This window comes from Pseudarthrobacter sp. NPDC092202 (assembly GCF_044755505.1).
GTDB lineage: Bacteria > Actinomycetota > Actinomycetes > Actinomycetales > Micrococcaceae > Arthrobacter.
This window is the reverse complement of record NZ_JBIVRG010000003.1, coordinates 365139-387465: the sequence shown is the minus strand read 5'-3', so window position 1 is coordinate 387465 and position 22327 is coordinate 365139. Positions and strand designations below refer to the sequence as shown.

The following is a 22327-nucleotide window of genomic DNA, read 5'->3' as shown; positions in this document are numbered from 1 at the left end:
CCATGGACTTTCAGCTTCGCCAGGCCACACCCGAGGACGCCGAGGCGGTGGTGCTCATGCAGACACTGGCGCATGAGGAGTGCTACCCCCACCTGCTCTCACCCGGGTTCTTCCGCGGCCGCAGGGCCACCATCCCGGAACGGGTGGAGCGGCGCCGGCCTCACCTGGCTGTTCCGGATCCGCGGATTGTCGCCGTGGACGCCAACAACGAACTGGTGGGGTTTGCGGACGCCGGGCCGGGCCGCGACGACGACAGCCCCGTTGCCCTGGAGCTGTACTCGATCTACACCCTCCGCCGGACGTACGGAACGGGGCTTGGTGCCGCGCTTTTGCGTGCCGCCATCGGCGACGGCCCGGCCTACCTCTGGGTAGTGGAGGACAATCCGCGGGCGCTGGCCTTCTATGTGAAGCAGGGCTTCCGTCCCGACGGGAAGCGCAACACGCTGCCACCGGAGTGGGAGTCGCTGCCTGAATTCCGCTTGGTCCGGGGCGGCGCCCATCCCGCGGGCCGCGGCATGGGCTCGCCGGCATGAGTGACGGCCACACTGACATCGACTGGGACTCGGCACGCGCGAGCAACCTGGCCAACTGGGAGGACCGGGTCCCCCTGCACGAGGAGGCGTACGGCCTCGGTGCTTTGGACGATCCCGGGCACCTGACCAGCGTGGTCCGCACGGACCTGGCCGCCCTGGCACCCTTCCTCCCGGACGGCACGGTCTCAGGCCTGGATGTGTGCCACCTTCAGTGCCACATTGGAACGGACACGCTGTCCCTGGCCAGGGCAGGGGCCCGCGTCACCGGCGTTGACTTCTCTCCCGCCGCCCTGGCGTCTGCGGCCGCCCTGGCCGCGCGTCTTGGCCTGGACGCCACGTGGGTGGAGACGGACGTCCTCGAAGCCCGCGCCGCCGTCGCCGGCTCCTTCGACCTGGTGTACACAAGCATCGGCACCATCACCTGGCTGCCGGACCTGGACCGCTGGGCCGCCCAGGTTGCCGGGCTCCTCGGGCCGGGAGGAACGTTTTACATCCGGGACGGCCATCCCATTCTGTACGCCCTTGATGAGAATGCCGAGGGGCTGCAGCTCCGCTACCCGTACTTCGGCACCGGCCAGGCGCAGGTGTGGGACGACCCCACCACCTACGCGGGGGACGGCACGGTGGCGCATTCCCGGACCTATGAATGGGCGCACCCGCTGTCCGAAATCATGAACTCGCTCATAGGGGCCGGACTGCAGATTCTCCGCCTGGACGAGGGCAGGACCCTCCCGTGGAAGTTCTCTCCGCGCATGGTGGAAGTGCCGGACGGTTTTGCGTGGCCCGAGGCCGAGCGTGACCGTGTGCCCTGCACGTACACGGTCATCGCCCGGAAGCCGGGGGAGTTGCCTACTCCGTAACTGCCACGGGAGCCGGCTCACCGGTGCGGGAGGCGGGAGTGCTGCGGCGGCGCCAGTAGGCGGCCAGGACCGCGCCGGACACGTTGTGCCACACGGAGAAGATGGCGCCGGGCAGGGCCGACTCGGGGGTCAGGTACTGCCGGGCCAGGCCCGCCGCAAGGCCGGAGTTCTGCATGCCCACTTCAACGGCGGTGGTGCGCCGGGACGGAACAGGCAGCTTGAACAGGCGGGCGGCGCCGTAGCCCAGGGCATAGCCCAGGCCGTTGTGCAGGATCACGGCCACAAGGACCAGCAGCCCGGCAGCGAAGATGGCCTTCGCACTGGCGGAAACCACTGCAACCACCACGGCCGTGATGGCCAGGACCGAAATCCAGGGAAGGGCCGGCAGGGCCTTGGTGACCAGGCGCGGCAGGAAGAGCCGGATGACAAGCCCCAGCAGCACGGGGAACAGCACGATCTGGACAATCGACAACGCCATGGACCCGGCGTCCACCGCCATGTACTGGCCGGCCAGCCACAGGGCCAGGACGGGCGTCAGCAGGGGAGCGAGCAGCGTGGACACGGTGGTCATTGCCACGGAGAGCGCGACGTCGCCCCGGGCCAGGTACGAGACCACGTTGGAGGCTGTCCCGCCGGGGCAGCAGCCCACCAGGATGACGCCGGCGGCCAGCGCGGGCGGCAGGCCCAGTGCCGCCGCGATCACCCAGCCCAGCAGCGGCATGATGGCGTACTGCGCCACCACGCCGATCACCACGGGGATGGGCCGTTTGGCGATGACGGCGAAATCAGGGGGAGTGAGGGTCAGCCCCATGCCGAACATGATGACCCCCAGCAGGGGGTTGATCCAGGGTGCGAGCCCGGTGAAGGCGGTGGGGGTGGCAAGCGCCACGGCACCTCCGGCCAGGATCAGCAGGGGGAAGAGGGTGACCGCGATGCGGGCGCTGCGTTCTTCGGCGGCAGGGGCCGTCGTCGAAGATTCGGGTAAGGAAGACATACCTACCGGATTATCACAGCGGAGGCCGGGTTTTGGAATCAGGGGGACTTGATGACACTGCCCACCCGCCGGGGCGGGTGGGCAGTCTGGCCGTACGCCGCGCAAATGCCCGGCGCACGGCCGGGTGTGTACTTAGCGCGGTGGGAGCTAGATGCGCGCGGATTCCTTCTCGCGCTCAGCCGGCTTGTAGGACTCCCAGAACGTGGCCCCGGTGATGCCGAGGGGACGGGGGTCGAAGACCGGGTCGAGGCCGAGCTTCTGCTGCCGCTCAAAGTCCTTGAGCGCCTTGAAAGCGGGCTTCTGCAGGACCAGGATGCCCACGATGTTCAGCCAGGCCATGAGGCCCACGCCGATGTCCCCCATCACCCAGGCGTCGGCGGCCGTGTTCACGCAGCCGTAGGCGGCAGCGACGAGGATCGCCACCTGCAGGGCGATGGTGGTCGCGCGGCCCAGGCTGGTGCGCAGGCCCGGAATCATCCTGCTGGACGAGTTGCCCAGGAGGAAGCGCAGGTTGGTCTCGGCCATGTAGTAGTACGCGATGACGGTGGTCAGGCAGAAGAAGACCAGCGTGATGGCGATGAACGCGGCGCCCACGCCGGGGAAGACCGAGTCGAATCCGGCCTGCACATACTGTGGCCCCACGACGGCGCTCGCCGACAGCAGGCCGCCCTCGGCAAGGACCTCACCGTCTTCGCTGCCGCCCGAGAAGACCCGGTAGGCGCCGGTGGAGAGGATCAGGAAGCCGGTGGCAGAGCAGACGAACAGCGTGTCGATGTACACCGCGAACGCCTGGACCAGGCCCTGCTTGGCCGGGTGGGACACCTCGGCGGCGGCAGCGGCGTGCGGGCCGGTGCCCTGGCCTGCCTCATTGGAGTAGACGCCGCGCTTGACGCCCCACATTACGGCCAGGCCGATGATGGCGCCGAGGGCCGAATCCATGCCAAAGGCGCTGCGGAACACCAGCGAGAGGATCTCCGGGAGCTGGGCCGCGTTGATGACCACGACAATCAGGGCGAGGATGATGTAGCCGGCGGCCATAAACGGCACCACGAACGCAGCAACGCTGGCTATGCGCTTCACGCCGCCCATGACCACGAGGGCCAGGAGGATGACGGAGCCGACGGCCACGGCCCAGGACGGTATGGTCCAGGCTCCGCTGATTGCGGTGGCCATGGAGTTGGTCTGGACGCCCGGCATCAGGACACCGCAGGCAAGGACGGTCACGGCGGCGAAGACGTAGCCGTAGACCTTGAAGAAGCCGGCGCCCTTGGTGTGGGCAAACGCACGGGAGAAGTAGTAGGCCGGACCGCCGCGGTACTCGCCGGTCAGCGGATCGCGGGTCTTGTACATCTGGCCGAGGGTGGATTCGACGAAGGACGTGGATGCGCCCAGGAAGGCCACCGCCCACATCCAGAACAGGGCGCCGGGGCCGCCGAAGGCGATCGCGGTGGCGACACCGGCGACGTTGCCGGTGCCGACACGGCCGGACAGGGACATGGCCAGAGCCTGGAACGAGGAGACGCCGGAGGCGGACTTTTCGCCGTGAAGGAGCTGCTGGATCATTCCCTTGACGTGCCGAACCTGCAGGAAGCGCGTCCGGACCGAGAAGTAGACGCCGGTGGCGAGGCAGAGATAAACGAGCCAGTCGCTCCAGATCACGCTATTGATTGCTGACAAAACACCGCTCATAAGTGTGGGTTCCCTCCATGGAAGAGCGTGGGTGATGCGGTTCGGGGGTGCGCGCTGTTGGGTGAACGAAAGTGGCGCACACCACACCAAAACCTGTGAAGTGTCGCACAAAGGCGCGTCGTCCGTCCATTTGACTAATTCCCGGGCTGTCGATCACGTCACATTGGCGAATTTGTGGTGGATGCTGCAATGTGCGCGAGACTTGAAGCCCGGCCCCAACGAAAGCAGTTGTTCCTTGATCACTCTCCAGCAGGACGCAGAAGGCTTCATCCGGATGAACCGGCACTACCCCGCCAGCGTCCGCATCAGGATCAATTTCCAGGACGGCAGCACCGGCGAGTTCTCAGGCCAGGCACTCAACAACGCCTACGATGCGGCCCTTGCCGAGTTCCGGGCGAAGAACAACCTCGACGCGCGGGGATACTCCAGGACGCCTGCGGGACGCTCGAACTCCGGCAACAGGATCGACTTTGTTCCGGTCCACCCCGGGATGAGCGGGGAGTAGGCGCTCCCGCGCCCAGGCACGGCCCGCCCGCAGTGATGTTCCTTAGACAAGGCCGTGAGAGGCTATTTTGGTCATGACTCGTTTGGAGGAATCTTGATTTCAATAGTTGCGTCCATGGTTGCCATTGTCTTACCCGCGCTTCTCGTTGCAGTCGTCCTGTACTGGATCATTCGTTTGGGTGTAAAGCACGGCATGAGGTCCTATTACGCTGAGAAATTTCGCGAGTCTGAGACGATTTAGGAGCTTTGCGGGGGTTGAGAAATGTTCTCCTGCACACGACCCTGAATCTTCAGTTCGTTGTTCCAGCGGACCGGGTTGGAACAACCTGGCTTTCGCTCGCGTAGGCTGAGGCAACCGACTTCTGCGGCACATATTCGGGGGTAATCAGAATGCTATTCGAGGACCAGTTGGGGAACTTCCTGTTCATCGTATTTTGGTCAGTGATCCTGCTGGTGGCCGTCTATTGGGTCGTGAGGCGTGCAATCAGAGATGAATCTAGTCAACGCACCAAGAACGACTAGCTTCCCCTCAAAGCCGCTCGACCCCTCCGTCGTTGGGTCGGCAGAGCCGACGGCGGCCGTAGGAGATGCTCCTGGGACCCAGCGCTGGTACCAATTCCGTTGCAGCCGGAGATGAATTATCACTCCGTTTCTTCCTTGGCTTTAGGCTGGGGAACACGTTGCTTTCTGATTGGGGACAGAAATGAAACACTCACTTTCCTTCGGCGTTCTGGCGGTCCTTGATCTTTCGTTGACATCGTGCGCCGCAATGGCGCAGGGCGAGTCGGGCGCTAGTGTCTCACCCACCGTGAAGCAGGAGTTACCGACCGAGGTAGTTTTCAGCGGTGACGGTAAAAAGGCCGTGGTTCATTCCGGCACGTCGTCTGCCCCGAGGGAAGAAGCCCAGCTCACGGGTAGCTTGGAAAAGGACGGGGCCGGGTGCCTTATCATCCGAGCGCAAGACGGCGATGACTACACACTGATCTTTCCCGAAGGAACAAAATTCGATGGTGAGTCATTGGTCCTGCCTGAGGGCTCACATCTTTCTGAAGGCGAGACGGTTTCCTTGGACGGTGCCCGTGTTCCTGCAAACGAAGGCGTGAGTATATGTCTGAACTACGCCCGGCTCTTGTCGGTGGAAAAGGCCAGCGTCGTCCCGTCCTAGCCCTCGAGCAATCATTAACCCCATGGCGTACCGGAGGCGGCAGATCGCGAAGTATCCGTCTGGTCAACGGGAAATTCTCGGTCGCCTAGCATTCGCCCGTCCTGGTCGCCTGCCGCAGCATGGTGGACCAACTGTGAGTGTGCGTCCACTCCGATGGTTGCGGCCCGGGCGGTTCTTGGTAGGTTCGAGAACAGTCATTTTTGGGGGACATAATGAAAAATCGGGGCTCTAAAACGCTGGCCATCGCTGCCGCACTACTGTTATTGCCTGCCTGCTCGGGCTACCAGGGAATTGCGGCTGTCCACAGGGAAATAGACGCGCGGGACAGTCTGCCTGCCGACGTTCGGAACGCAAACCCCGACCAACCCTCTGATTTCAGGCTTCTGGTCGAGGACGCGGGAGTGAAGTACTTCGCAGCCGAGAGCGAGGACTTCACCAAGGCATGCATAGCCGTCTATCCCGTCGATGAGCCCGACCAGTGGAGCATCGGATGCAGCGACGGGATTACGAATGACCGGGAGATTGTGACGGTAGGCCATGTCGGCCAGCCGACAGCGAAACTGGTGACGACGGGCTTCGATACCCGCGCTCTTGAGGACAGTGGTTGGAAGAAGATCCACGACAATGTCCTCATCGGCGGAATGTAAAGGCTGCTCAGTACGTCAGCGCGGGTTCTCCAGTGAGACGGTCTCGAGGTGCTCCGGGACGCGGACTTTCCAGCCGAGCTGGTGCTTGATGCGTGCGCGGAGTGCGTCCGAGGCGTCCGGTTCCCCGTGGGTGATGTACGTCATGGACGGCGCCCGGGGCGCGGCCTTCATCCATTCGATGATGCCGTTGGAGTCGGCGTGCGCGGAGAGTCCTTCCATCTGGATGACCTCGGCCTCGATCCTGACCTCCTGCCCGTAAATGCGCAGGTACTTACCGCCCGCTGCGAGGGAGGCGCCCCTGGTTCCGCCCGCCTGGTAGCCGCTGAGGATGATGGCGTTCCGCCGGTCGGGCCCGTAGCTTGCCAGGTGGTGGAGGATCCTGCCGCCGGTGAGCATGCCGCTGGCCGAGATGATGATCATGGGCCCGCCGCGGAGGTTGAGCAGCTTGGACTCGTCCGGGCTGCGGACGGGAATGGCCACTTTGTACATGGCCTCGAATTCGTGGTCTTTGAGCCGGTGTTCCTCGCGGTGCCGCTGGTACATGCCGGACGCGTCGATGGCCATGGGGCTGTTCAGGTAAACGGGGATGGGCGGGATGGCGCCCTTGGCCAGGAGGCGGGAGAGGTGCAGCAGCACCGTTTCGGCCCGGCCCACCGCGAATGCGGCGATCATGACGACCCCCTGCCGCTTGGCCACCCGTGTGATGATTTCGCCCAGTTCGGTCTCCGGGTTTCCTGCCGGGTGCTCGCGGTTGCCGTAGGTGGCTTCGGTGACCAGCACGTTGACCGGTTCGAGGTCCCGGGGCGGGTACATCAGGGGATCATTGGCGCGGCCAAGATCGCCGGTGAAGTGGACGGTCCGGCCGCCCAGTTTGAGGTGAACCTGTGCGGCGCCGAGGATATGGCCGGCAGGAAGAAAGGTGGCCTCGATGCCCCCGGGCAGCGGGAACGGCGCGTCAAAGCCGCGGCTGATGAAACGGTCCAGCGACCGGACGGCGTCCGCCGCCGTGTAGAGGGGCACGGGTGGGTGGTGCGAGGTGGAACCCGTGTGGTCTGCGTAGCGGGCCTCCTCTTCCTGGAGGTAGCCGCTGTCAGGCAGCAGCAGCTTGCTCAGCTCGGTGGTGCCGGCCGTCGCATAGACGGGGCCGCGGAAACCGTCCCGGACAAGCGCGGGGATGTAGCCGGTGTGGTCCAGGTGTGCGTGGGTCAGGACAACGGCGTCGATATTGGCGGGATTGACCGGGAAGGGCACACGGTTGCGGTCGCGGAGGCGTTTGTATCCCTGGAAGAGCCCGCAGTCCACCAGGACCTGCCGCCCCTGCGAGCGGACTAGGTAGCGGGAGCCCGTCACAGTGTCCGTCGCCCCCAGGAAACGCAGCGTCGGCGGATGCTGTTCCCTCATGCCCGCTCCTCACTCACTGGTGCCCGATGGTGACCGTGCCGGCGTCGCCATCCACGGTGACCTGCTGCCCGGTGGCCAGCCGCTGCGTGGCAACGCCGGTGCCCAGGACTGCTGGGATGCCGTACTCGCGGGCCACGATGGAGCTGTGGCTGAGCGGGCCGCCCACGTCTGTCACTATCGCGGAGGCCATGGCGAAAAGCGGGGTCCACGCGGGAGTGGTGATGCGGGCAACCAGGACGTCTCCGGGCTCCATCCGGCCGAAGTCCTGTGGCCCGGCCAGGACGCGGGCCGGAGCGGTGACCCGCCCCGAACTGGCGCCCGCGCCCTTGATGACGTCGCCGCGCTGGCGCTGCGACGCTGCCGGCATCATGGACCCGAAGGCCTTCTCCATCCACCGGCGCTCCGGGAGCATCTGCGGGGCGGAGGCCCTCGCCTGGCCCCGCCACAGCATCCGGCGGTCCTCGACGGCGGCGTCCCGGACCGGGCGGTCCGCTCCGGTAATCGCGGCTTGGGCTCCGGAGGCTGCGAGGCCGAACTCGACGGCGGTCCGCAGCTCCCGGAAGCGCAGCCAGAACACGTCGGCGGGTTGGGCGATGACGCCGGAGGCCACCAGCCGGCGCCCGAGTTCCAGCAGCATCTGACGCAGCAGCGGCCAGGCCAGTCCGACGTCGGCCAGCGCGTCTTCGCGGATGGGCGCGGTGTCCTGGGCCCACCGGAGCAGCCGGAGGAAGGCGGCACGGCGGCGCGGCCCCAGCCGGGCCGCCATCCGGGCAGTCAGTTCTTCCCGGCGCTCAGTCAACAGCCGTTGCCGCTCATGGGGGTCGGTGCCCTGCCCCCGCAGGTAGAACTTCACCGTTGCCAGGAGGGTGGAGGGATCATCCGCGGCCACCGGGGTGGCGAAATCAAGGTTGTAGACCGCGTGGCCGTAGCGGTCCAGGTGCTCCCGGAAGGTGAAACGCCACTCCTGCCACAGGGCATCGTCCACCCCTGCGGGCGGCGAGCCGGTGCGCTGGCACTCGGCGAGCACCGCCGTCGGCTGTTCCAACAGCACAGCTGTCAGCCCGGGGTCACTGCGGGCCCAGGCGGCCAGGTCCCACAGCGACTTCTCCGCCTGGATGGGTTGGCTGTCGTACCCCAGGAGGAACGTCTGGGCCGGGGGATCCCCGGCGCGCCGGACCAGCTTGTCGTAAAAGGTGCGGAACGCGAGCTCGCTGCTGGTGGCGAGCGGGATGATTGACTGAACGGCCGTGTAGTAGACGGTGCCGGCGTCCAGCAGCGCCTGCGCGCCCGCCAGCAACTCGTCGCCGGTGAGCTCCGCCGGGGGCCTGGCCTGCCGGTCCTTGATCACCCGTTCGTAGCGGGGGTGCGAGAACTCCCGCCACCCGGCGATCCCCATGTGCGCCTTGCCGCGGGCCAGCGCGCCCAGCGCCGTCGGCAGCTTGACCATCATCCGCCACATGCCTGAGCTGCGGTAATAGTAGTAGGCGTAGCCGTTGACGGTGGGCAGTCCAACGTCGCCGTCGCGGATGACGTTCTTGCCCAGGGCCTCCACCATCAGGGCCTGCAGCGACTTTGCCACCGAGCTGTCCACCAGGTCGGCGAACAGCGGCGTGAGGGGATCGGGCAGCTGTTCCACGATGCTGGCGCGGAAGTAGAGCCCGTTCGGGTACGGTACGGGCCAGGCCTCCGGGGTGTCGGCCGTTGGCTCGGGCAGCGCCGTGATGGGGCGGGACTGGAGGATGAAGAACCTGCCGCCGGCCCGCGCCCACTCAATGTCCTGCGGGGCGCCGAAGTGCGCGGCGGCCCGCTGCCCGTGGCCGGCAAGTTCCGCGGCCGCCCGGTCATCAAGCACGGGTTCACGACGACGGGCTGCCGCCACCGGCTGCTCCCGGGTGCCGTTCTCCGCGTAGACGGTCATGACGTCCTTGCTGGCTGTCCGCCGCGACACCACGGCGCCGGTCACGGCACCCACCACCAGGTCATCGGTGGTGACCTTCCCGCTGACCACCGCTTCGCCCAGGCCCCACGCCGCGCTGATCACCGTCTGGTCACGCCGGCCGTTCGCGGGATTGGTGGTGAACATGACCCCGGCGGCCTCGGCCTCCACCATCTGCTGGATGACGACGGCGAGGCGCACCTGGCCGGGGTCCACTCCTTCCCGGGCGCGGTAGGACATGGCGCGCGCCGTCCAGAGCGACGCCCAGCTATCAATCACCGCAGTGGAGAGTTCCACCAGGCCGCGGATGTTCAGGAAGGTTTCCTGCTGCCCGGCGAAACTGGCGGTGGCGAGGTCCTCGGCCGTGGCGGAGGAGCGGACGGCCACCGGCGTTCCGCTGCCGAGGCGCCCGTACGCGGCGCCGAGTTCGGCGGCGATCCTGGCGGGCATGGTGCCGGTCCTGAACAGCTCGCTGATCCGCCGGGAGGCATCCGCGTAGGCCTGCGGCTCCGCCTGCGGTGGCAGCGCCGCGAGCTCCTGGATGCCCGCTCCTAGGCTGTTTTCCTCAACGAACTGCGAGTACGCGGCGGTGGTCAGCACGAACCCGGGAGGCACCGGCAGTCCGGCCCGGATGAGGCCGCCCAGTCCCACGGCCTTGCCGCCCACCGCGGCAACATCGCCGGGTCCCACATCGCTGAGGTCCTTGATATAGCTCATGGCCGCGCGTCCTTGCTGCCCGGCTGGGGGCGCCTGGGTGAACCTGATGCTCACATACTGGCACCGCCGGGGGCGGCTTGCCATGGGTCCAAAGTCAGGTGCCGCCGTCGTAATTTAGGACGGCGCCGCGTGGACGAGCGGGCAGGCCCCGGACCGTTCACCGCGCATTCTCTACCGTCCACCGCGCATTCTCTACCGTCCACCGCATAAAAGGTTCGTTTGCTTAGTATCTGCACCATGATTGCCGGAGGCCGCGGCGGCATAAGGGGGACTTTCGCCTCTGGAGGGGTGTGCGCTGTGGCAGCTGGAGGACACTGACGTCTTTGACGAGCAAGGGAGCACCATGGGCTGGCTGGACCGAGAACGAACCGTTGCCCCGCCGGGATTCAACCGCTGGCTGGTGCCGCCCGCGGCGCTCGCCGTCCATCTCTGCATCGGCCAGGCCTACGCCACGAGTGTGTACAAGACGGCCCTGGTCAAGCATTTCGGCGCCAGCCTGACCGAGATCGGCGTGATCTTCTCCATCGCCATCGTGATGCTGGGACTGTCCGCCGCCATCATGGGCACCTGGGTGGACCGGAACGGCCCGCGCAAGGCCATGTTCACCTCCGCCATGTTCTGGGCGGGCGGCTTCCTGATCGGATCGCTCGGCATCTTCACGAGCCAGCTGTGGCTCGTGTACCTCGGCTACGGTGTGGTGGGCGGGATCGGGCTGGGCATCGGCTACATCTCGCCGGTGTCCACCCTGATCAAGTGGTTCCCGGACCGGCCGGGCCTGGCCACCGGCATGGCCATCATGGGCTTCGGGGGCGGTGCGCTGATCGCCAGCCCCGTCTCCACGGCGCTGCTCAAAATGTACGATCCCAACTCCGGCGCCAAGGATTGGGTGGCCAGCGGCGATGCCGTGGGCAGGCTCTTCCTGACCCTCGCCGTCGTCTACCTCGCGTACATGCTGTTCGGCGCCTTCACCATTAAAGTCCCCGCGGACGGCTGGAAGCCGGCCGGGTTCGACCCCAGTAAGGTCAAGGCCGCCAAGCTGGTCACCACAGAGAACGTGTCGGCCAGGAACGCCGTGAAGACCCGGCAGTTCTGGCTGGTGTGGATCGCACTGTTCTGCAACGTGACCGCGGGCATTGGCATCCTGGAGCAGGCCGCGCCGATGATCCAGGACTTCTTCCGCCAGTCCGACGGCGTCTCCCTGGTGAGTGCCGCCGTCGCCGCGGGCTTCGTGGGGCTTCTCTCCATCGGCAACATGGCCGGACGCTTCGCCTGGTCCGCCACCTCGGATGTCACCGGCCGCAAGCGCATCTACATGGTGTACCTGGGCGTCGGCGCCGTGCTCTATACGGTGCTGGCGCTGGCCGGCTCCACCACCACCGTCCTCTACGTGGCACTGGCGTTCGTCATCATCTCCTTCTATGGCGGCGGTTTCGCCACCGTCCCGGCCTACCTGCGGGACCTCTTCGGAACGTACCAGGTGGGTGCCATCCACGGCCGGCTGCTCACCGCGTGGTCCGCCGCCGGCGTGGCCGGGCCGCTGATCGTCAACGCGTTCCTGGACGCCCAGGGCAAGCCCGGGCAGCTGAACGCCGTGTCCTACCAGCCGGCGCTGCTGACCATGGTGGTGCTGCTGGTGATCGGCTTCCTGGCCAACCTGATGGTCAAACCGGTGGATGCACGATTCCACGAACCCCGCCCGGACCGCGGACGGGCACACGAACCTGCCATGGAGGCCTGAGATGAGCACCGCACACAACACCGGCGCGCAGGCGCCCGCCAAAGTATCCACCGGCAAGCTCGCCGTCGCCTGGGCGCTGGTGGGAGTCCCGCTGGCGTACGGGATCTACCAGACCCTGACCCGGGTGGCGGCGCTGTTCGGGTAGCCTCACCAGGTCACGGTTCCGGCGGCACCGTCCACCGTAATGCTCTGGCCGTCACGCAGCCGCGTGGTGGCATCGGCAACGCCCACTACCGCCGGGATGCCGTATTCGCGGGCCACTACGGCCCCGTGCGAGACGACGCCGCCCATCTCCATCACCAACGCCCCCGCGGTCATGAAGAGCGGCGTCCAGCCGGGGTCAGTGGAGGGTGCCACCAGGATTTCCCCGGGTTCCAGGCGGGCACCCACGGGGTCCATGATCACCCTGGCTTTTCCTGTGGCGGTGCCTGCCGACGCGGGTGTCCCCGTCAGCCGGTCGTCCGCAGCCTGTTGGGGCAGGCCGGCGGCCGCCGCCATCATGGCAGCCTCCACGTCTGTGCCGTCGGAAAGCAGGAGGCGCGGAATGCGCCGGCGCCGCAGTTCGACGTCGTACAGCTTCCGGCGGCGGGCGACAATTCCCTTCAGGTCCGCCCCGCGAAGGCCCACCCGCAGTTCGTCGAAGTCCAGGAAGAACACGTCACCGGCGTCGCCGATGGTTCCGTTCCCTGCCAGTTCGGCGCCCACCTCCGTCAGCTGCCGGTGCATCTCCGCCATCACCAGCACGATGCAGAATTTCGGCAGCTCCCGCAGGCCGGAAAGCTGCCGCGTCCGGCGCAGGCACAGCGCCACGAGGCGTCCCCGCAACCGGCTCTTTGCCCCGGCGCGCTGCACCAGTTCGCTGATCCGGGTCTCGGCGTGCTCGGCCGCCCGGGCGAACTGGCGGTCGGGAGCTTGTTCGGGATCCTCCACTCGGAGATAGTTGGAAATCATCCCCAGGATGTGCTCGGGCTTTTCGGACCATCTGGGCATTCCCAGGTCAATCTCCGCCACGGCCCGGTGGCCGTACTGTGAGAGGAACTGCTGCAGCCCGGACTGTGCCGGGGCGGGCAGCGTGCCTGCCCTGTAGCGGCCGGCCAGCTTGTCCGGCGTCAGCTCACTGAACGCCCGGCGTGACTCCGGATCGCCGCCCAGGGACACCGCCAGGTGCCACAGCTCCAGGTCCATGTTGGTAGTCACGTTGTGGGGAAGCCCGCGCAGCACGGCCTCAAGCTCACGCGGCTCGGCAATTCCGCGCAGCAGCCCCCGTGCCAGGGCCAGCATCAGGTAGCCCAGGGACGGGCCCGGCAGCGTGGCCTGGATCAGACTGTTGATGGAGGTGGCCAGGATGTCCTCGGTGTGCTGGAGTCGCCTGGTGGCGGTGGCCGGCAGGGGGAGGGCGAACCGTGCTGCCAGGCGGTCCTGGTACCGCCGTGCCCGCCGCAGTTCGCGGTCCGGCCACAGCAGGGCGCGGACCATGCCGGGAATGATCCCCAAGAAAACACCCAGGCCCTGGGTGCCCTGCGCGCCTTTGGCCTGTGCCCGGGCGGGGGCGGTGTTGGCTTTCGATGTCCGGCGCGGAGGCCGGGCAGCACTGAACCTCGGATCGTCCAGGAGCGCAGGGAGGATGACGGCGGACCGTCCGTCTGCGAGCGGCAGCATCCTGGCCATCAGGTCGCGGCCGGATTTGTTGCGGAGGATAGGCGTCAGGTCCACGTACATCCGCAGGCCCGGGTTCACGGTTTTCCACGGCCCGTTGTTGTTGCCGCGCATGAGGGCCAGCACATGGAGGCCCATCGGCGTGATGGGGCGGGTGAGTCCTTGCATCAGGGTTCCGCACAGGTACACCCGGGTATCGGTGCCGTCCGCGCCGGAGGCTGCGCTGCCCGCGCCGCCCACGCTGTCCGTGCCGGATTGCCCAGTGAACGGGTCGTCCTCCGGCAGCGGGTACAGCGTGGTGATGGGGCGGGACTGGGTCAGCCAGGCCTTGCCGCCGCCGTCGATGACCCATTCCACGTCCTGGGGCGCGCCGAACAGCCGCTGGGCATCGTCACCCAGGGAGGTGAGTTCGTGAAGTTGCGTGTCCGTCAGGCTGGGTGCATTCGTTGGCTGCTGCAGGATCCGGCCCGAGGCCGTCTCCACCACGAAGTGGTCCGGATTCACGGCGCCGGAGACCACCTGCTGTCCCGGCCCGGCGCTGGCGTCGATGACCGTCTGCGTCCGGGTGCCGGTCACGGGGTTGGCGGTGAACAGCACGCCTGCCGTGGCGGCGTCCACCATGCGTTGAATCACGACGGCGAGGCCCACCTGGCGGTGGCTGATCCCGTTCGTGGTCCGGTAGGCCACGGCGCGGTCCGTCCAGAGGGAGGCCCAGCAGCGCCGGACCGCCTGGACGACGGCGTCGGCCCCGTCCACGTCCATCAAGGAGTCCTGCTGCCCGGCGAAGCTGGCGAAGGGCAGGTCCTCGGCGGTCGCGGACGAGCGTACCGCCACCGGCCCGCCGCCCATGGCGGCGTACGCGTCGCGGATGGCGGCTTCGACGTCGGGCGGCACGGGTGCTGCCAGCACCGCCTCGCGGGCCTGCCGCGCGAGGCCGTCCCGGTGGTCGTCCGGAAGTCCGCTGCCGCCGTCGGACGTTTCCGCCCCTGCACTTCCGGCGCCGTCAAGGCGGGCGGCGATGGCCTCCAGGCCGGTGGGCTCGGCCTTCCGGTAGGCCGCCGTCGTCAGGCAGAAACCCGGCGGAACCGGGAAGCCTGCGGGAACAAGCCGGCCCAGGTTGAGGGCCTTGCCGCCCACCGTGGCCAGCGACGCTGATGCCAGTTGGCTGAGGTCAACCACCAGGTCCGCGCCGGCGCCGGCACTTCCTGAAGCCATGGCCTGCTCCTAGCCGTTGCCCGGACCGTCTCCGGTGTCCTCCCACATGACATCGAGGTTGTGGAAGATCACGGGACCGTCGCACAGCTTCGCCATGGTGGCCGCGAACTCGGACGTTTCCGGCCGGCCGGAATTCTCCATGGCCGAGTCAAAGGAATCAAACTCGACGATGGTGAAATAGGTCCCCGGGCGGTCCCTGTCCGCTGTGGCAATGATGCTGCGGAACGTGGCCGGACTGCTTCCCCCGGCCCGTGAGGGGCGGCCTAGCTCCTCGATTTCCTTGATGCGGGAGGTCCTGAATTCGATGATCTGCACAAACCCGGGCATGACGGCTCCTCGACGGCGGTGGACGCTGATGCGGATCAGGCTAGTCCCGGGAGCGGCCCGTGCACAGGGGAGAAGTGCCCTACTTTGGGGGGACTACGCGTTCAGCTCTGCGGCTGCGAAGGACACGGCGAAGCGGGTGCACCAGATGCTGACCGAGGTGTAGTCACCCAGGACGGCTGCCGCCGGAATCTCGTAGTTCTGGTCGCCCTTGTTGGCCTTGAGGGCGCCCAGGTCCAGGTAGGCGCCGTCGTCGAAGACGTGCCAGCCTGCCACTCCCTCAATGACGGGGGCGTCGCTCAGCCACACCTTCAGGTCCGGCCCGTCAGAGGTGTCAAGGCCTTCGAGCCGGAGGATCCGGCTGCCGTCCGCGAGCTCAAGGATCCGTACCGTTCCCGAGCTGGCATGTTCGTGGCTGATGAGCTGGCCCGTTGCGAGTTCCCGGGGAGCCGCGGGCGCGGCTGGCTCACTGGGTGTGGTTGGCTCGCTGGGTGTGGCGGACGCCGGGGGCGCGCTGGGTTCCGCCGTTGATTCCTGGGACGGGATTGCGAGTGGGGCAGCGGCCGGGATGTCCTCCGTCACGGTGGAGCTGGTGAAGATCCGCCAGGGCTGGAAAAGGTACAGCCCCACGCCCAAAGCAATTGCAGCCACGAACAATCCTGCCGAGATGGCAGCGCGCTTTCCCATATCCCCTCAACGAGCGGATGGATCTTTGCGTTCCTCGGCCGGCCCACGCCTCCACAGCCCACTCCTCCACAGCGCCACGGCGAGGACTGCCACCCACAGCAGGAACGCCCCGATGCTGATGCGCTCGCCGATGCCCAACACCAGGTTTGGCCCGGGAGCCGCTGCGAACGCCACCATGCCCATGAGCGCCGAGGCGGCGAGCGAGAGGATCGAATACCATCGCATCCGGCCGCGGAACCCCGCCGCCACGAAGGACATCGCGGCCACCATCAGTGCCAGCTGGATGTTCGTGGCGAAGATATGCATGGGAATGGACGCATCGTCTCCCAGCGTCAGCGGGTACAGCGCGCCCATGATGTTCCAGAGCCCGTAGGCGATGAGCAGGCCGCCGGCGATGCGCAGGGCGCGGCTCCCGTGCACGGAGTTCCATACGCCCACACCGAAAGCGGTGAAGAGGGCAGTGTAGAGCCACGGGAACGGTCCCAGGACGTCCCGGCCGGGGGAGCCGACGGCGAACAGTTCACTCACCATCTGCTCGGTGCGGCGGTACCCCTCCCACTGGGATGCCGCCAGCCCGTCCGTGGCAACCACGTAGAGCAGCGAAGACAGCGGCCCGGCGGCCAGGAGGATCTTACGGACGGCGTCCCGCCGCGGGCTGCCGGTTTCTGCGGCCCGGGTGCGCTGGGGGTGGCGCCCTTTGGCGATCGGCATTGTGAAACGTTCCTCAAAGCCCGCGGCCAAAAAGGGGTTGGCGCAGGACCCGCGGGCATGGGGCCCTGATGCCTGCTCCTTCCAGCGTGTGCCCGCTTGCCATATACAGGTAGGGCCGAACGGCCTTGCCCGCCCAGTTAGTCGATGGCCTCGATGCCCTGCCGCTTCACTTCCTCCAGGTGGCTGCGCATGTGCTGCAGCGCCTCGGGGGAGTGCGGCTGCCAGTCCGGAACCTCGCCGAGCACGCGGAGGGGTTCGCGGGTGCGGTAGGACCGGGTGGGATTGCCCGGGAACTTCCTGCCGGTCAGGTTGGGGTCGTCCTGGAACGGGCCGGTGGGCTCCACCCGGTAGATCCTGCCGGGCCCCTCGCCCGCGCTGAGTTCGGCGCCCCAGGTGGCGGCGTCCAGGGTGGCGGTGAAATAGATGTGGTTCGCGGCGTTCCGTCCCCCGTAGTTGGAGGCGTACCCGGGAACCAGCAGCTCCCCGGGCTGCATGTGGGCCTTGGTGCCGTGATAGAAGGGCCCGGAGTCGTTGGGGCTGGCCGGAGTGTTCCTCAGCGGGTGCAGGAACGCCGCGGCATCCGAGGCCACCCGGTCCGGGCACTCCCACAGGACCAGGTGCCCGGCGTCGGGATAGACCTTCAGTACGGCACCCGGGATCCGCGAGGCCAGGACCTCCTGGTCCTGCAGCGGCAGCAGGTCGTCCTGGGCGCCGTAGAGGATCAGCGTGGGCGTCCGGATGGTGCCGGCTGCGGTGGGCGGGGCGGCTGCAGTCAGCCCGTCGAGAATCTTCTGCCAGGCGTGGGCAGGCATCCGGACGCCGTCGCGCACGCGGTCCTCCAGGTACCAGTCCGGAACAGGCTGGTGCAGGGTGAACCAGGAGAGCGACGCCCGGACCCAGGCCTCATCGATGGGATCGGCCAGCCGCTCCACCTCGTCGGCGAAGGCCAGCCGCCCCTTAAGGCTCAGCGGCGACCCCACCAGGACCAGCGCCGCCACCTGCCCGGGATGCGCCACAGCGAGCTGCTGGGCTACATAGCCGCCGCTGGAGGAACCGAGGACAGACGCCGTCGCCACGCCGACGGCGTCTAGGACGGCCGCCGCGTCCTCCGCCTGTTCCACCAGGGAGTAGCCGTCCTCCGGTTTGTCCGCCCCGCCCTGGCTGCGGAGGTCAGGGGCGTAGACCCGGAAGCCGGTGAGCCCGGGCAGCAGGCGGTCGAAGCAGCGGCGCGATTCGCCCCACGCGTGCAGCAGGAGCAACGGTTTAGCGTCGGCGTCGCCCTGGACCAGGCACGGCACCGTGACGCCGGTGCGCAGGACCAGGGTCCGGACCTCGGGTTCCATGGCTTCAGGGTACGCCGGGTGCTTGAGGGGGAGTACGACGGCGGCACACCGCCTGGGCACGCAGGTCCCCGGGTCCCGGAACCAGGCTAAAGCTGCGCCGGGCCCAGGGGATCGGGAGTAACCGGCTGGTCGTTGGCCGCCAGATCGATGCCGAAGTCCTTGGCGAAGACCAGCCGGGTGGACTTGTAGATCCCGGCGTGGTTTTCGTCGAGCTCAAAGACGCGTGCGCCACGGAGCCTGTTCCGGTCGGCACCGGGCAGCCCGTACGCACCGAATCCGGTACCGGGGCCGTAGCCGAGCTCCACGCCGTAGTAGTTGCCCACGTAGGTGTTCACGTGGTCGTGGCCCACAAAGTAGCCGCGCACGTCCCCGCGTTCCAGGAAAGCGTTGAACAAGCCTGAGTTGAAGGGGCCCGGGCACTCGTCCTCGTTCCGCTCACCCACGATGCCGTGCTTCTTCACGGCACGCTGGTGGTCCGCGTCCGTCCGCGAGTCAATGCTGGCGAACCACATGGCGCGGTGCTCGTGGAGTGCGATGTGGCCCCACATCAGGGACGGGATCTTCCGGCCGTACTTCTGCTCGGTGGCGATGGAGAGGTTGCGGTACCAGGCCACCTGGTCCATCCGTACCCAGTCCCAGTCCGGGTAGCCCTCGAAGTCCTGGCCGTTGATGGCATCCGGCGCGTAGCGGCCGGTGTCGATGAGCCACAGCCCGAAGGCAGGGTCCTTGGACTTGGAGGACTGCACCAGCAGCAGCGAGTTGGAGGTGCCGGTGACTCCGTCGGTGGTATCGCCGTTGACGTTGTATTCATAGCTCTGCAGGAACTGCAGCATCCTGGCTTCGGTCATGCCGGTCTTCGCCGCGGAGTCTTCGTCGTGGTTGCCGAACGTGACGGCCCAGGGGATTTTCCGGCTTTCCATCGGCTTCACCACCTGGTTGAGCGCCTGCTTGACGTCCAGCTCCGTGTCGCAGCCGCCGTTGATGACATCCCCGTTGATCACCACGAAGTCCGGCTTTTCCGCGTCAAGTGTGCGCTCCATAAGCTCGATGGTGCGGCGGTCGGTCCGCTCGTCGTCCTGAGTGTCGTTGAACTGGACCACTTTGAAGCGGCCGTCGGGCCGGAACGCCAGGGTGGGCTTAGGTGCCTTGGCGCCCGGGGCTGCGGTGGCTCCGGTTGCCGCAGCCACCGCAGCCCCGAGGGCACCGAGGGCGCCGGCGGTTGCCAGGGCTGTCCTCCGGCTGAAGGTGTGCTGGTCGATCTTGGTGGTCATCGCTGCCTCTCCAAATTCTGCGCGGCGGGTTTCCCGCCGCCGTCCCAGCGACTCTAGGAAGCCGCGGGAACCGGTTCCCAAACGCAGGGTGAACAGCTGCGGACGCAAGCCAAGTGCCGCCGTCGTAATGGGCGACGGCGGCGGGCGGCTGCTGCGGCGGCTACGCCTCCCGTTCCTCCCGCTGGAATGCGCGCACGGCCTCGCTCACGGTGGGATAGAAGTGTTCGGGGGAGAAGCGCGCGGCCATGCCGTACCGCAGCAGCCTGTCCTTGACCGGACCTTTCATCTCCGCGAACACCAGGTCCACGCCGTGCCGTTCCAGCCATTCGTCGAGCTGGATCAGCTCATCCAGGGCGGTGGTGTCGATTCCCGTTACGGGCTCGGCCGCCAGCACCACGCGTTCGGTGCCGGGCGGGGCCTCGTCCAGTGCGTTGCGCACAAAGGACCCCAGCAGCGCGCCGTTGCCGAAGAACAGCGGCGCGTCGAAGCGCAGGATCAGCAGGCCCGGGACGCGCTCACCGTCGGGGTGGCGGCTCACGTCGTGGTAGCCGGGCACGCCGGGCACGTCCACCAGTTCGGCACGGTAGGGGTCCCAAGCCCGCCGCAGGAAGTCCAGGATGGCAAGGCCGACGGCCACGACGATCCCGGGGAGGACGCCCAGGATGGTGACCCCGAGGAACGCCGCGAGCATCACCAGCGACTCGCTGCGGCTCATGCCTAGGAGCCGGCGCACCCCAGCAGGGTCGGCGATCCCTGCGGCTGCGGCGATCACGATGGCGGCCAGGGTGGTGGACGGCAGGAACTCGGTGACCCCGGGCGCCGCAAGCATGAAGCCGAGCACCAGGACTGCGCCAACCACGCCCGTCAGCTGGGATTTCGAGCCCGACTCCACCGCCACCGGCGTACGGGAGGTGCTGGCCGAAATGGGGAAGCCGCCCAGCAGGCCGCTGGCTGCGTTCGCCGTACCAAGGGCCGCCATCTCGTGGTTGCCGGAGACCTTGCCGTTGCGGGCGGCGGCAAGGGACTGGGACAGGGTTCCGGTGTCCACAAAGACAATCAGGGCGATGCCCGCGGCGGCGGGAAGCAGCGCCAGGACGTCGGCCCAGCCGATCCCGCCGAGGGCCGGCGCAGGGAGCCCCTGCGGGAGGGCGCCGGTAACGTCCACCCGGTCGCGGAGCCCCAGCAGTGCCACTGCGGTGCAGGACACGACGACGGCGATCAGCACGCCGGGGACCTTCCACTTCAGCCACCGCGGCACGAAAATGAGAGCCAGTGATGCCAGCCCCAGCAGCAGCGCCGCCATATTGGTTTCACCGGCGAGCATCTTGGGCACCGCGGCGAAGAGCTTGTCCCAGGGCGTTTCACCGTCCACGGAGATCCCCAGGAGGACGGGAACCTGGGAGGCCACCACCAGCAGGGCAATGCCGTTGAGGTAGCCCAGCCGGATGGGCTTGGACAGCAGTCCCGTCACGATGCCCAGCCGCAACGCCGAACCCACCAGCATGATCGCGCCGATCAGGATGGCCAGGAGGCCCGCCAGGGCCACGGACCTCTGCTCGTCGGCCGCGGCCAGGGGCAGCAGGGCGGCCACGATCATGGGGGCGAGTGCCGAATCCGGGCCCAGCACCAGCACCCGCGAGGGCCCTACCGCCGCGTAGGCAACCAAGGGCACCACTGTCGCGTAGAGGCCGGTGACCGGCGGGAGGCCGGCGGCCTGGGCGTAGGCCATGCCCGCGGGCACCAGGACTGCGAAGAGCGCGGCCCCTGCCACCAGGTCGTGCCGCAGCCACTCGGTCCTGTAGCCGCGAAGCGATGGCGGGATCCACCAGGATCGGGGCTTTCCGGAGCGGCGCATGCTCCGATCATGGCCCATCCTGCCGTTGCCCGCCATTGTGCAGCGCCGTGAGGGCGGTGGCTTTGGGTGTAGGTGTATTGACTGCCTGTGGCCGGAGGAATAGCGTCTGCGGTTAACGGGGCCGGTAGCCCCGTTTCCACGGGTTTAGGGGCCGGATCTGGGCCGCTCCTGCATGGCGATGGAGCCAGGTGAGGAGGATTCTGCGCGGATGCCATCCTGCGCCAAAAGTGCCCGGGCTCCGCGGGTACCTTCCGGATGGCCACAAAACCGGGTTAGGGATCCAGGGAAGGAAAGAACCGTGCCGAAGTATCTGTTTGAGGCCACATACGTGGGCCAGGGCATCAAGGGGCTTATGCAGGAGGGCGGCACCAAGCGGCGTGACGCGCTGGTGGAGGCGTTGCAGTCGGTGGGCGGAACGCTGGAGTGCTTCTACTACGCCTTTGGCTACTACGACGTCCTGGGCGTTTTCGAGGCGCCGGACGATGCAAGTGCTGCAGCACTGTCGCTGCTGATCAATTCGACGGGGAACGTCAACGTCCGCCTGAAGCCGCTCCTGACAGTCCAAGACCTCGACGAGGCCGCCAAGAAGACGCCGTCATACCGCGCGCCGGGGAAGTAAAACCTCCGGGACCGTAAAGGAGGCTGGCAGACATGCCAGCGGGCCGCCGTCGTGCATTGACGACGGCGGCCGCCTGGCTCAGACCAGCTGCAGCGCGTCCGCCACCACGCGGCCGCGGTGGATGACGGTGCGGCCGGGGAGGCGGTCCATCACGGCGGCCGTGACGGTGTCGCCCTCCAGGCACTGCATCCATACGGAGCCGGCGGGGGTTACGTCAACTTCCTGGACGCCGACGACCAGTCCGGCATCGAGGACAACTACGGCGGCAACTACGCCAGGTTGGCCAGCATCAAGGCGAAGTACGATCCCGGCAACCTGTTCCATATCAACCAGAACATCAAACCTGCGGGCTGACAGGGAAGGGTCTTCCGTCACCCCAGAGCGGGTCCGACGGCGGCAGGCACCTTGGACGGGTCCTGCCGCTCGGTGAGTGGTTACGTGCACGTCCACTTCCCGTGGCTT

General features: G+C 67.5%; 20 protein-coding genes and 1 pseudogene. 9 read left to right on the top strand and 12 right to left on the bottom strand.

The genetic code is table 11. From position 1 onward, the window contains the following. Positions 1-2 precede the first annotated feature (2 nt). Positions 3-533, top strand: a complete 531-nt coding sequence (locus ACIQF4_RS07945) for a GNAT family N-acetyltransferase (RefSeq protein WP_400579882.1) — start codon at positions 3-5, stop codon at positions 531-533. Beyond that, a complete protein-coding gene (locus tag ACIQF4_RS07940; RefSeq protein WP_400579880.1) occupies positions 530-1393 on the top strand; it encodes a class I SAM-dependent methyltransferase in 864 nt (287 codons plus the stop codon). Before ACIQF4_RS07945 ends, ACIQF4_RS07940 begins: the two co-directional genes overlap by 4 nt. On the opposite strand, the gene ACIQF4_RS07935 is transcribed toward ACIQF4_RS07940, so the two are convergent. Both ACIQF4_RS07935 and ACIQF4_RS07930 read right to left on the bottom strand, forming a co-directional pair. After that, positions 1383-2387, bottom strand: a complete 1005-nt coding sequence (locus ACIQF4_RS07935; protein ID WP_400579878.1) for a bile acid:sodium symporter family protein — start codon at positions 2385-2387, stop codon at positions 1383-1385. The two genes, ACIQF4_RS07940 and ACIQF4_RS07935, sit on opposite strands and share 11 nt — an antisense overlap. A gap of 147 nt (positions 2388-2534) precedes the next feature. Next, positions 2535-4076 carry an alanine/glycine:cation symporter family protein gene (locus ACIQF4_RS07930; protein ID WP_400579876.1) on the bottom strand — a complete coding sequence of 514 codons (1542 nt, stop codon included), beginning with the start codon at positions 4074-4076 and terminating at the stop codon, positions 2535-2537. Positions 4077-4311: 235 nt separating this feature from the next. Here ACIQF4_RS07930 and ACIQF4_RS07925 point away from each other — a divergent pair, with 235 nt between their 5' ends. The 3 genes from ACIQF4_RS07925 to ACIQF4_RS07915 all read left to right on the top strand — a co-directional run bounded on the left by ACIQF4_RS07925 (position 4312) and on the right by ACIQF4_RS07915 (position 6392). Next, positions 4312-4581: a hypothetical protein gene (locus tag ACIQF4_RS07925; protein WP_231455610.1), complete on the top strand. Its 270-nt coding sequence runs from the start codon at positions 4312-4314 to the stop codon at positions 4579-4581. A 702-nt stretch (positions 4582-5283) separates the two neighbouring features. Beyond that, positions 5284-5745, top strand: coding sequence for a hypothetical protein (locus ACIQF4_RS07920; RefSeq protein ID WP_400579873.1), 462 nt, complete (start codon positions 5284-5286; stop codon positions 5743-5745). A gap of 401 nt (positions 5746-6146) precedes the next feature. Further along, positions 6147-6392 carry a hypothetical protein gene (locus ACIQF4_RS07915; RefSeq protein WP_231455615.1) on the top strand — a complete coding sequence of 82 codons (246 nt, stop codon included), beginning with the start codon at positions 6147-6149 and terminating at the stop codon, positions 6390-6392. Positions 6393-6407: 15 nt separating this feature from the next. On the opposite strand, the gene ACIQF4_RS07910 is transcribed toward ACIQF4_RS07915, so the two are convergent. Further along, positions 6408-7793, bottom strand: coding sequence for an MBL fold metallo-hydrolase RNA specificity domain-containing protein (locus tag ACIQF4_RS07910; RefSeq protein ID WP_400516794.1), 1386 nt, complete (start codon positions 7791-7793; stop codon positions 6408-6410). Between the two features lie 13 nt (positions 7794-7806). Continuing rightward, positions 7807-10446, bottom strand: coding sequence for a PEP/pyruvate-binding domain-containing protein (locus tag ACIQF4_RS07905; RefSeq protein WP_400516793.1), 2640 nt, complete (start codon positions 10444-10446; stop codon positions 7807-7809). Positions 10447-10789: 343 nt separating this feature from the next. Here ACIQF4_RS07905 and ACIQF4_RS07900 point away from each other — a divergent pair, with 343 nt between their 5' ends. Both ACIQF4_RS07900 and ACIQF4_RS07895 read left to right on the top strand, forming a co-directional pair. Next, complete coding sequence (locus ACIQF4_RS07900; RefSeq protein ID WP_400516791.1) at positions 10790-12184, top strand: OFA family MFS transporter; 1395 nt, start codon at positions 10790-10792, stop codon at positions 12182-12184. Position 12185: 1 nt separating this feature from the next. After that, a complete protein-coding gene (locus ACIQF4_RS07895) occupies positions 12186-12329 on the top strand; it encodes a hypothetical protein (RefSeq protein ID WP_172801405.1) in 144 nt (47 codons plus the stop codon). Positions 12330-12331: 2 nt separating this feature from the next. Here ACIQF4_RS07895 and ACIQF4_RS07890 read toward each other — a convergent pair whose 3' ends face one another. The 8 genes and pseudogenes from ACIQF4_RS07890 to ACIQF4_RS07855 form a co-directional block, all read right to left on the bottom strand. Beyond that, on the bottom strand, positions 12332-15055 hold the full coding sequence (locus ACIQF4_RS07890) for a PEP/pyruvate-binding domain-containing protein (RefSeq protein WP_400516789.1): 2724 nt from the start codon (positions 15053-15055) through the stop codon (positions 12332-12334). Between the two features lie 9 nt (positions 15056-15064). After that, positions 15065-15382, bottom strand: coding sequence for a hypothetical protein (locus ACIQF4_RS07885; RefSeq protein ID WP_400516787.1), 318 nt, complete (start codon positions 15380-15382; stop codon positions 15065-15067). Between the two features lie 93 nt (positions 15383-15475). Beyond that, positions 15476-16030 (bottom strand): DM13 domain-containing protein, encoded by a 555-nt coding sequence (locus ACIQF4_RS07880; RefSeq protein ID WP_400516785.1) that lies wholly within the window; start codon positions 16028-16030, stop codon positions 15476-15478. 42 nt (positions 16031-16072) lie between these two features. After that, positions 16073-16777, bottom strand: a complete 705-nt coding sequence (locus ACIQF4_RS07875) for a DUF998 domain-containing protein (protein ID WP_400516784.1) — start codon at positions 16775-16777, stop codon at positions 16073-16075. 137 nt (positions 16778-16914) lie between these two features. Further along, on the bottom strand, positions 16915-17343 hold the full coding sequence (gene arr / locus ACIQF4_RS07870) for an NAD(+)--rifampin ADP-ribosyltransferase (RefSeq protein WP_400516798.1): 429 nt from the start codon (positions 17341-17343) through the stop codon (positions 16915-16917). A gap of 30 nt (positions 17344-17373) precedes the next feature. Further along, a pseudogene (locus ACIQF4_RS07865) lies at positions 17374-18120 on the bottom strand (alpha/beta fold hydrolase); the annotation flags it as partial. An 86-nt stretch (positions 18121-18206) separates the two neighbouring features. Further along, positions 18207-19391, bottom strand: a complete 1185-nt coding sequence (locus tag ACIQF4_RS07860; RefSeq protein ID WP_400516783.1) for a metallophosphoesterase family protein — start codon at positions 19389-19391, stop codon at positions 18207-18209. Between the two features lie 160 nt (positions 19392-19551). Then, positions 19552-21246 (bottom strand): SulP family inorganic anion transporter, encoded by a 1695-nt coding sequence (locus ACIQF4_RS07855; protein ID WP_400516781.1) that lies wholly within the window; start codon positions 21244-21246, stop codon positions 19552-19554. A 298-nt stretch (positions 21247-21544) separates the two neighbouring features. On the opposite strand from ACIQF4_RS07855, the gene ACIQF4_RS07850 reads away from it, so the two are divergent. After that, positions 21545-21865 carry a GYD domain-containing protein gene (locus tag ACIQF4_RS07850; protein ID WP_400516778.1) on the top strand — a complete coding sequence of 107 codons (321 nt, stop codon included), beginning with the start codon at positions 21545-21547 and terminating at the stop codon, positions 21863-21865. 117 nt (positions 21866-21982) lie between these two features. Beyond that, positions 21983-22219: a BBE domain-containing protein gene (locus tag ACIQF4_RS07845; RefSeq protein ID WP_350003845.1), complete on the top strand. Its 237-nt coding sequence runs from the start codon at positions 21983-21985 to the stop codon at positions 22217-22219. Positions 22220-22327: the final 108 nt, after the last annotated feature.

Coding starts and splice junctions, on each gene's coding strand:
- ACIQF4_RS07945 (WP_400579882.1), top strand. CDS start 3: ATGGACTTTCAGCTTCGCCAGGCCACACCCGAGGACGCCGAGGCGGTG.
- ACIQF4_RS07940 (WP_400579880.1), top strand. CDS start 530: ATGAGTGACGGCCACACTGACATCGACTGGGACTCGGCACGCGCGAGC.
- ACIQF4_RS07935 (WP_400579878.1), bottom strand. CDS start 2,387: ATGTCTTCCTTACCCGAATCTTCGACGACGGCCCCTGCCGCCGAAGAA.
- ACIQF4_RS07930 (WP_400579876.1), bottom strand. CDS start 4,076: ATGAGCGGTGTTTTGTCAGCAATCAATAGCGTGATCTGGAGCGACTGG.
- ACIQF4_RS07920 (WP_400579873.1), top strand. CDS start 5,284: ATGAAACACTCACTTTCCTTCGGCGTTCTGGCGGTCCTTGATCTTTCG.
- ACIQF4_RS07910 (WP_400516794.1), bottom strand. CDS start 7,793: ATGAGGGAACAGCATCCGCCGACGCTGCGTTTCCTGGGGGCGACGGAC.
- ACIQF4_RS07905 (WP_400516793.1), bottom strand. CDS start 10,446: ATGAGCTATATCAAGGACCTCAGCGATGTGGGACCCGGCGATGTTGCC.
- ACIQF4_RS07900 (WP_400516791.1), top strand. CDS start 10,790: ATGGGCTGGCTGGACCGAGAACGAACCGTTGCCCCGCCGGGATTCAAC.
- ACIQF4_RS07895 (WP_172801405.1), top strand. CDS start 12,186: ATGAGCACCGCACACAACACCGGCGCGCAGGCGCCCGCCAAAGTATCC.
- ACIQF4_RS07890 (WP_400516789.1), bottom strand. CDS start 15,055: ATGGCTTCAGGAAGTGCCGGCGCCGGCGCGGACCTGGTGGTTGACCTC.
- ACIQF4_RS07885 (WP_400516787.1), bottom strand. CDS start 15,382: ATGCCCGGGTTTGTGCAGATCATCGAATTCAGGACCTCCCGCATCAAG.
- ACIQF4_RS07875 (WP_400516784.1), bottom strand. CDS start 16,777: ATGCCGATCGCCAAAGGGCGCCACCCCCAGCGCACCCGGGCCGCAGAA.
- ACIQF4_RS07860 (WP_400516783.1), bottom strand. CDS start 19,391: ATGACCACCAAGATCGACCAGCACACCTTCAGCCGGAGGACAGCCCTG.
- ACIQF4_RS07855 (WP_400516781.1), bottom strand. CDS start 21,246: ATGCGCCGCTCCGGAAAGCCCCGATCCTGGTGGATCCCGCCATCGCTT.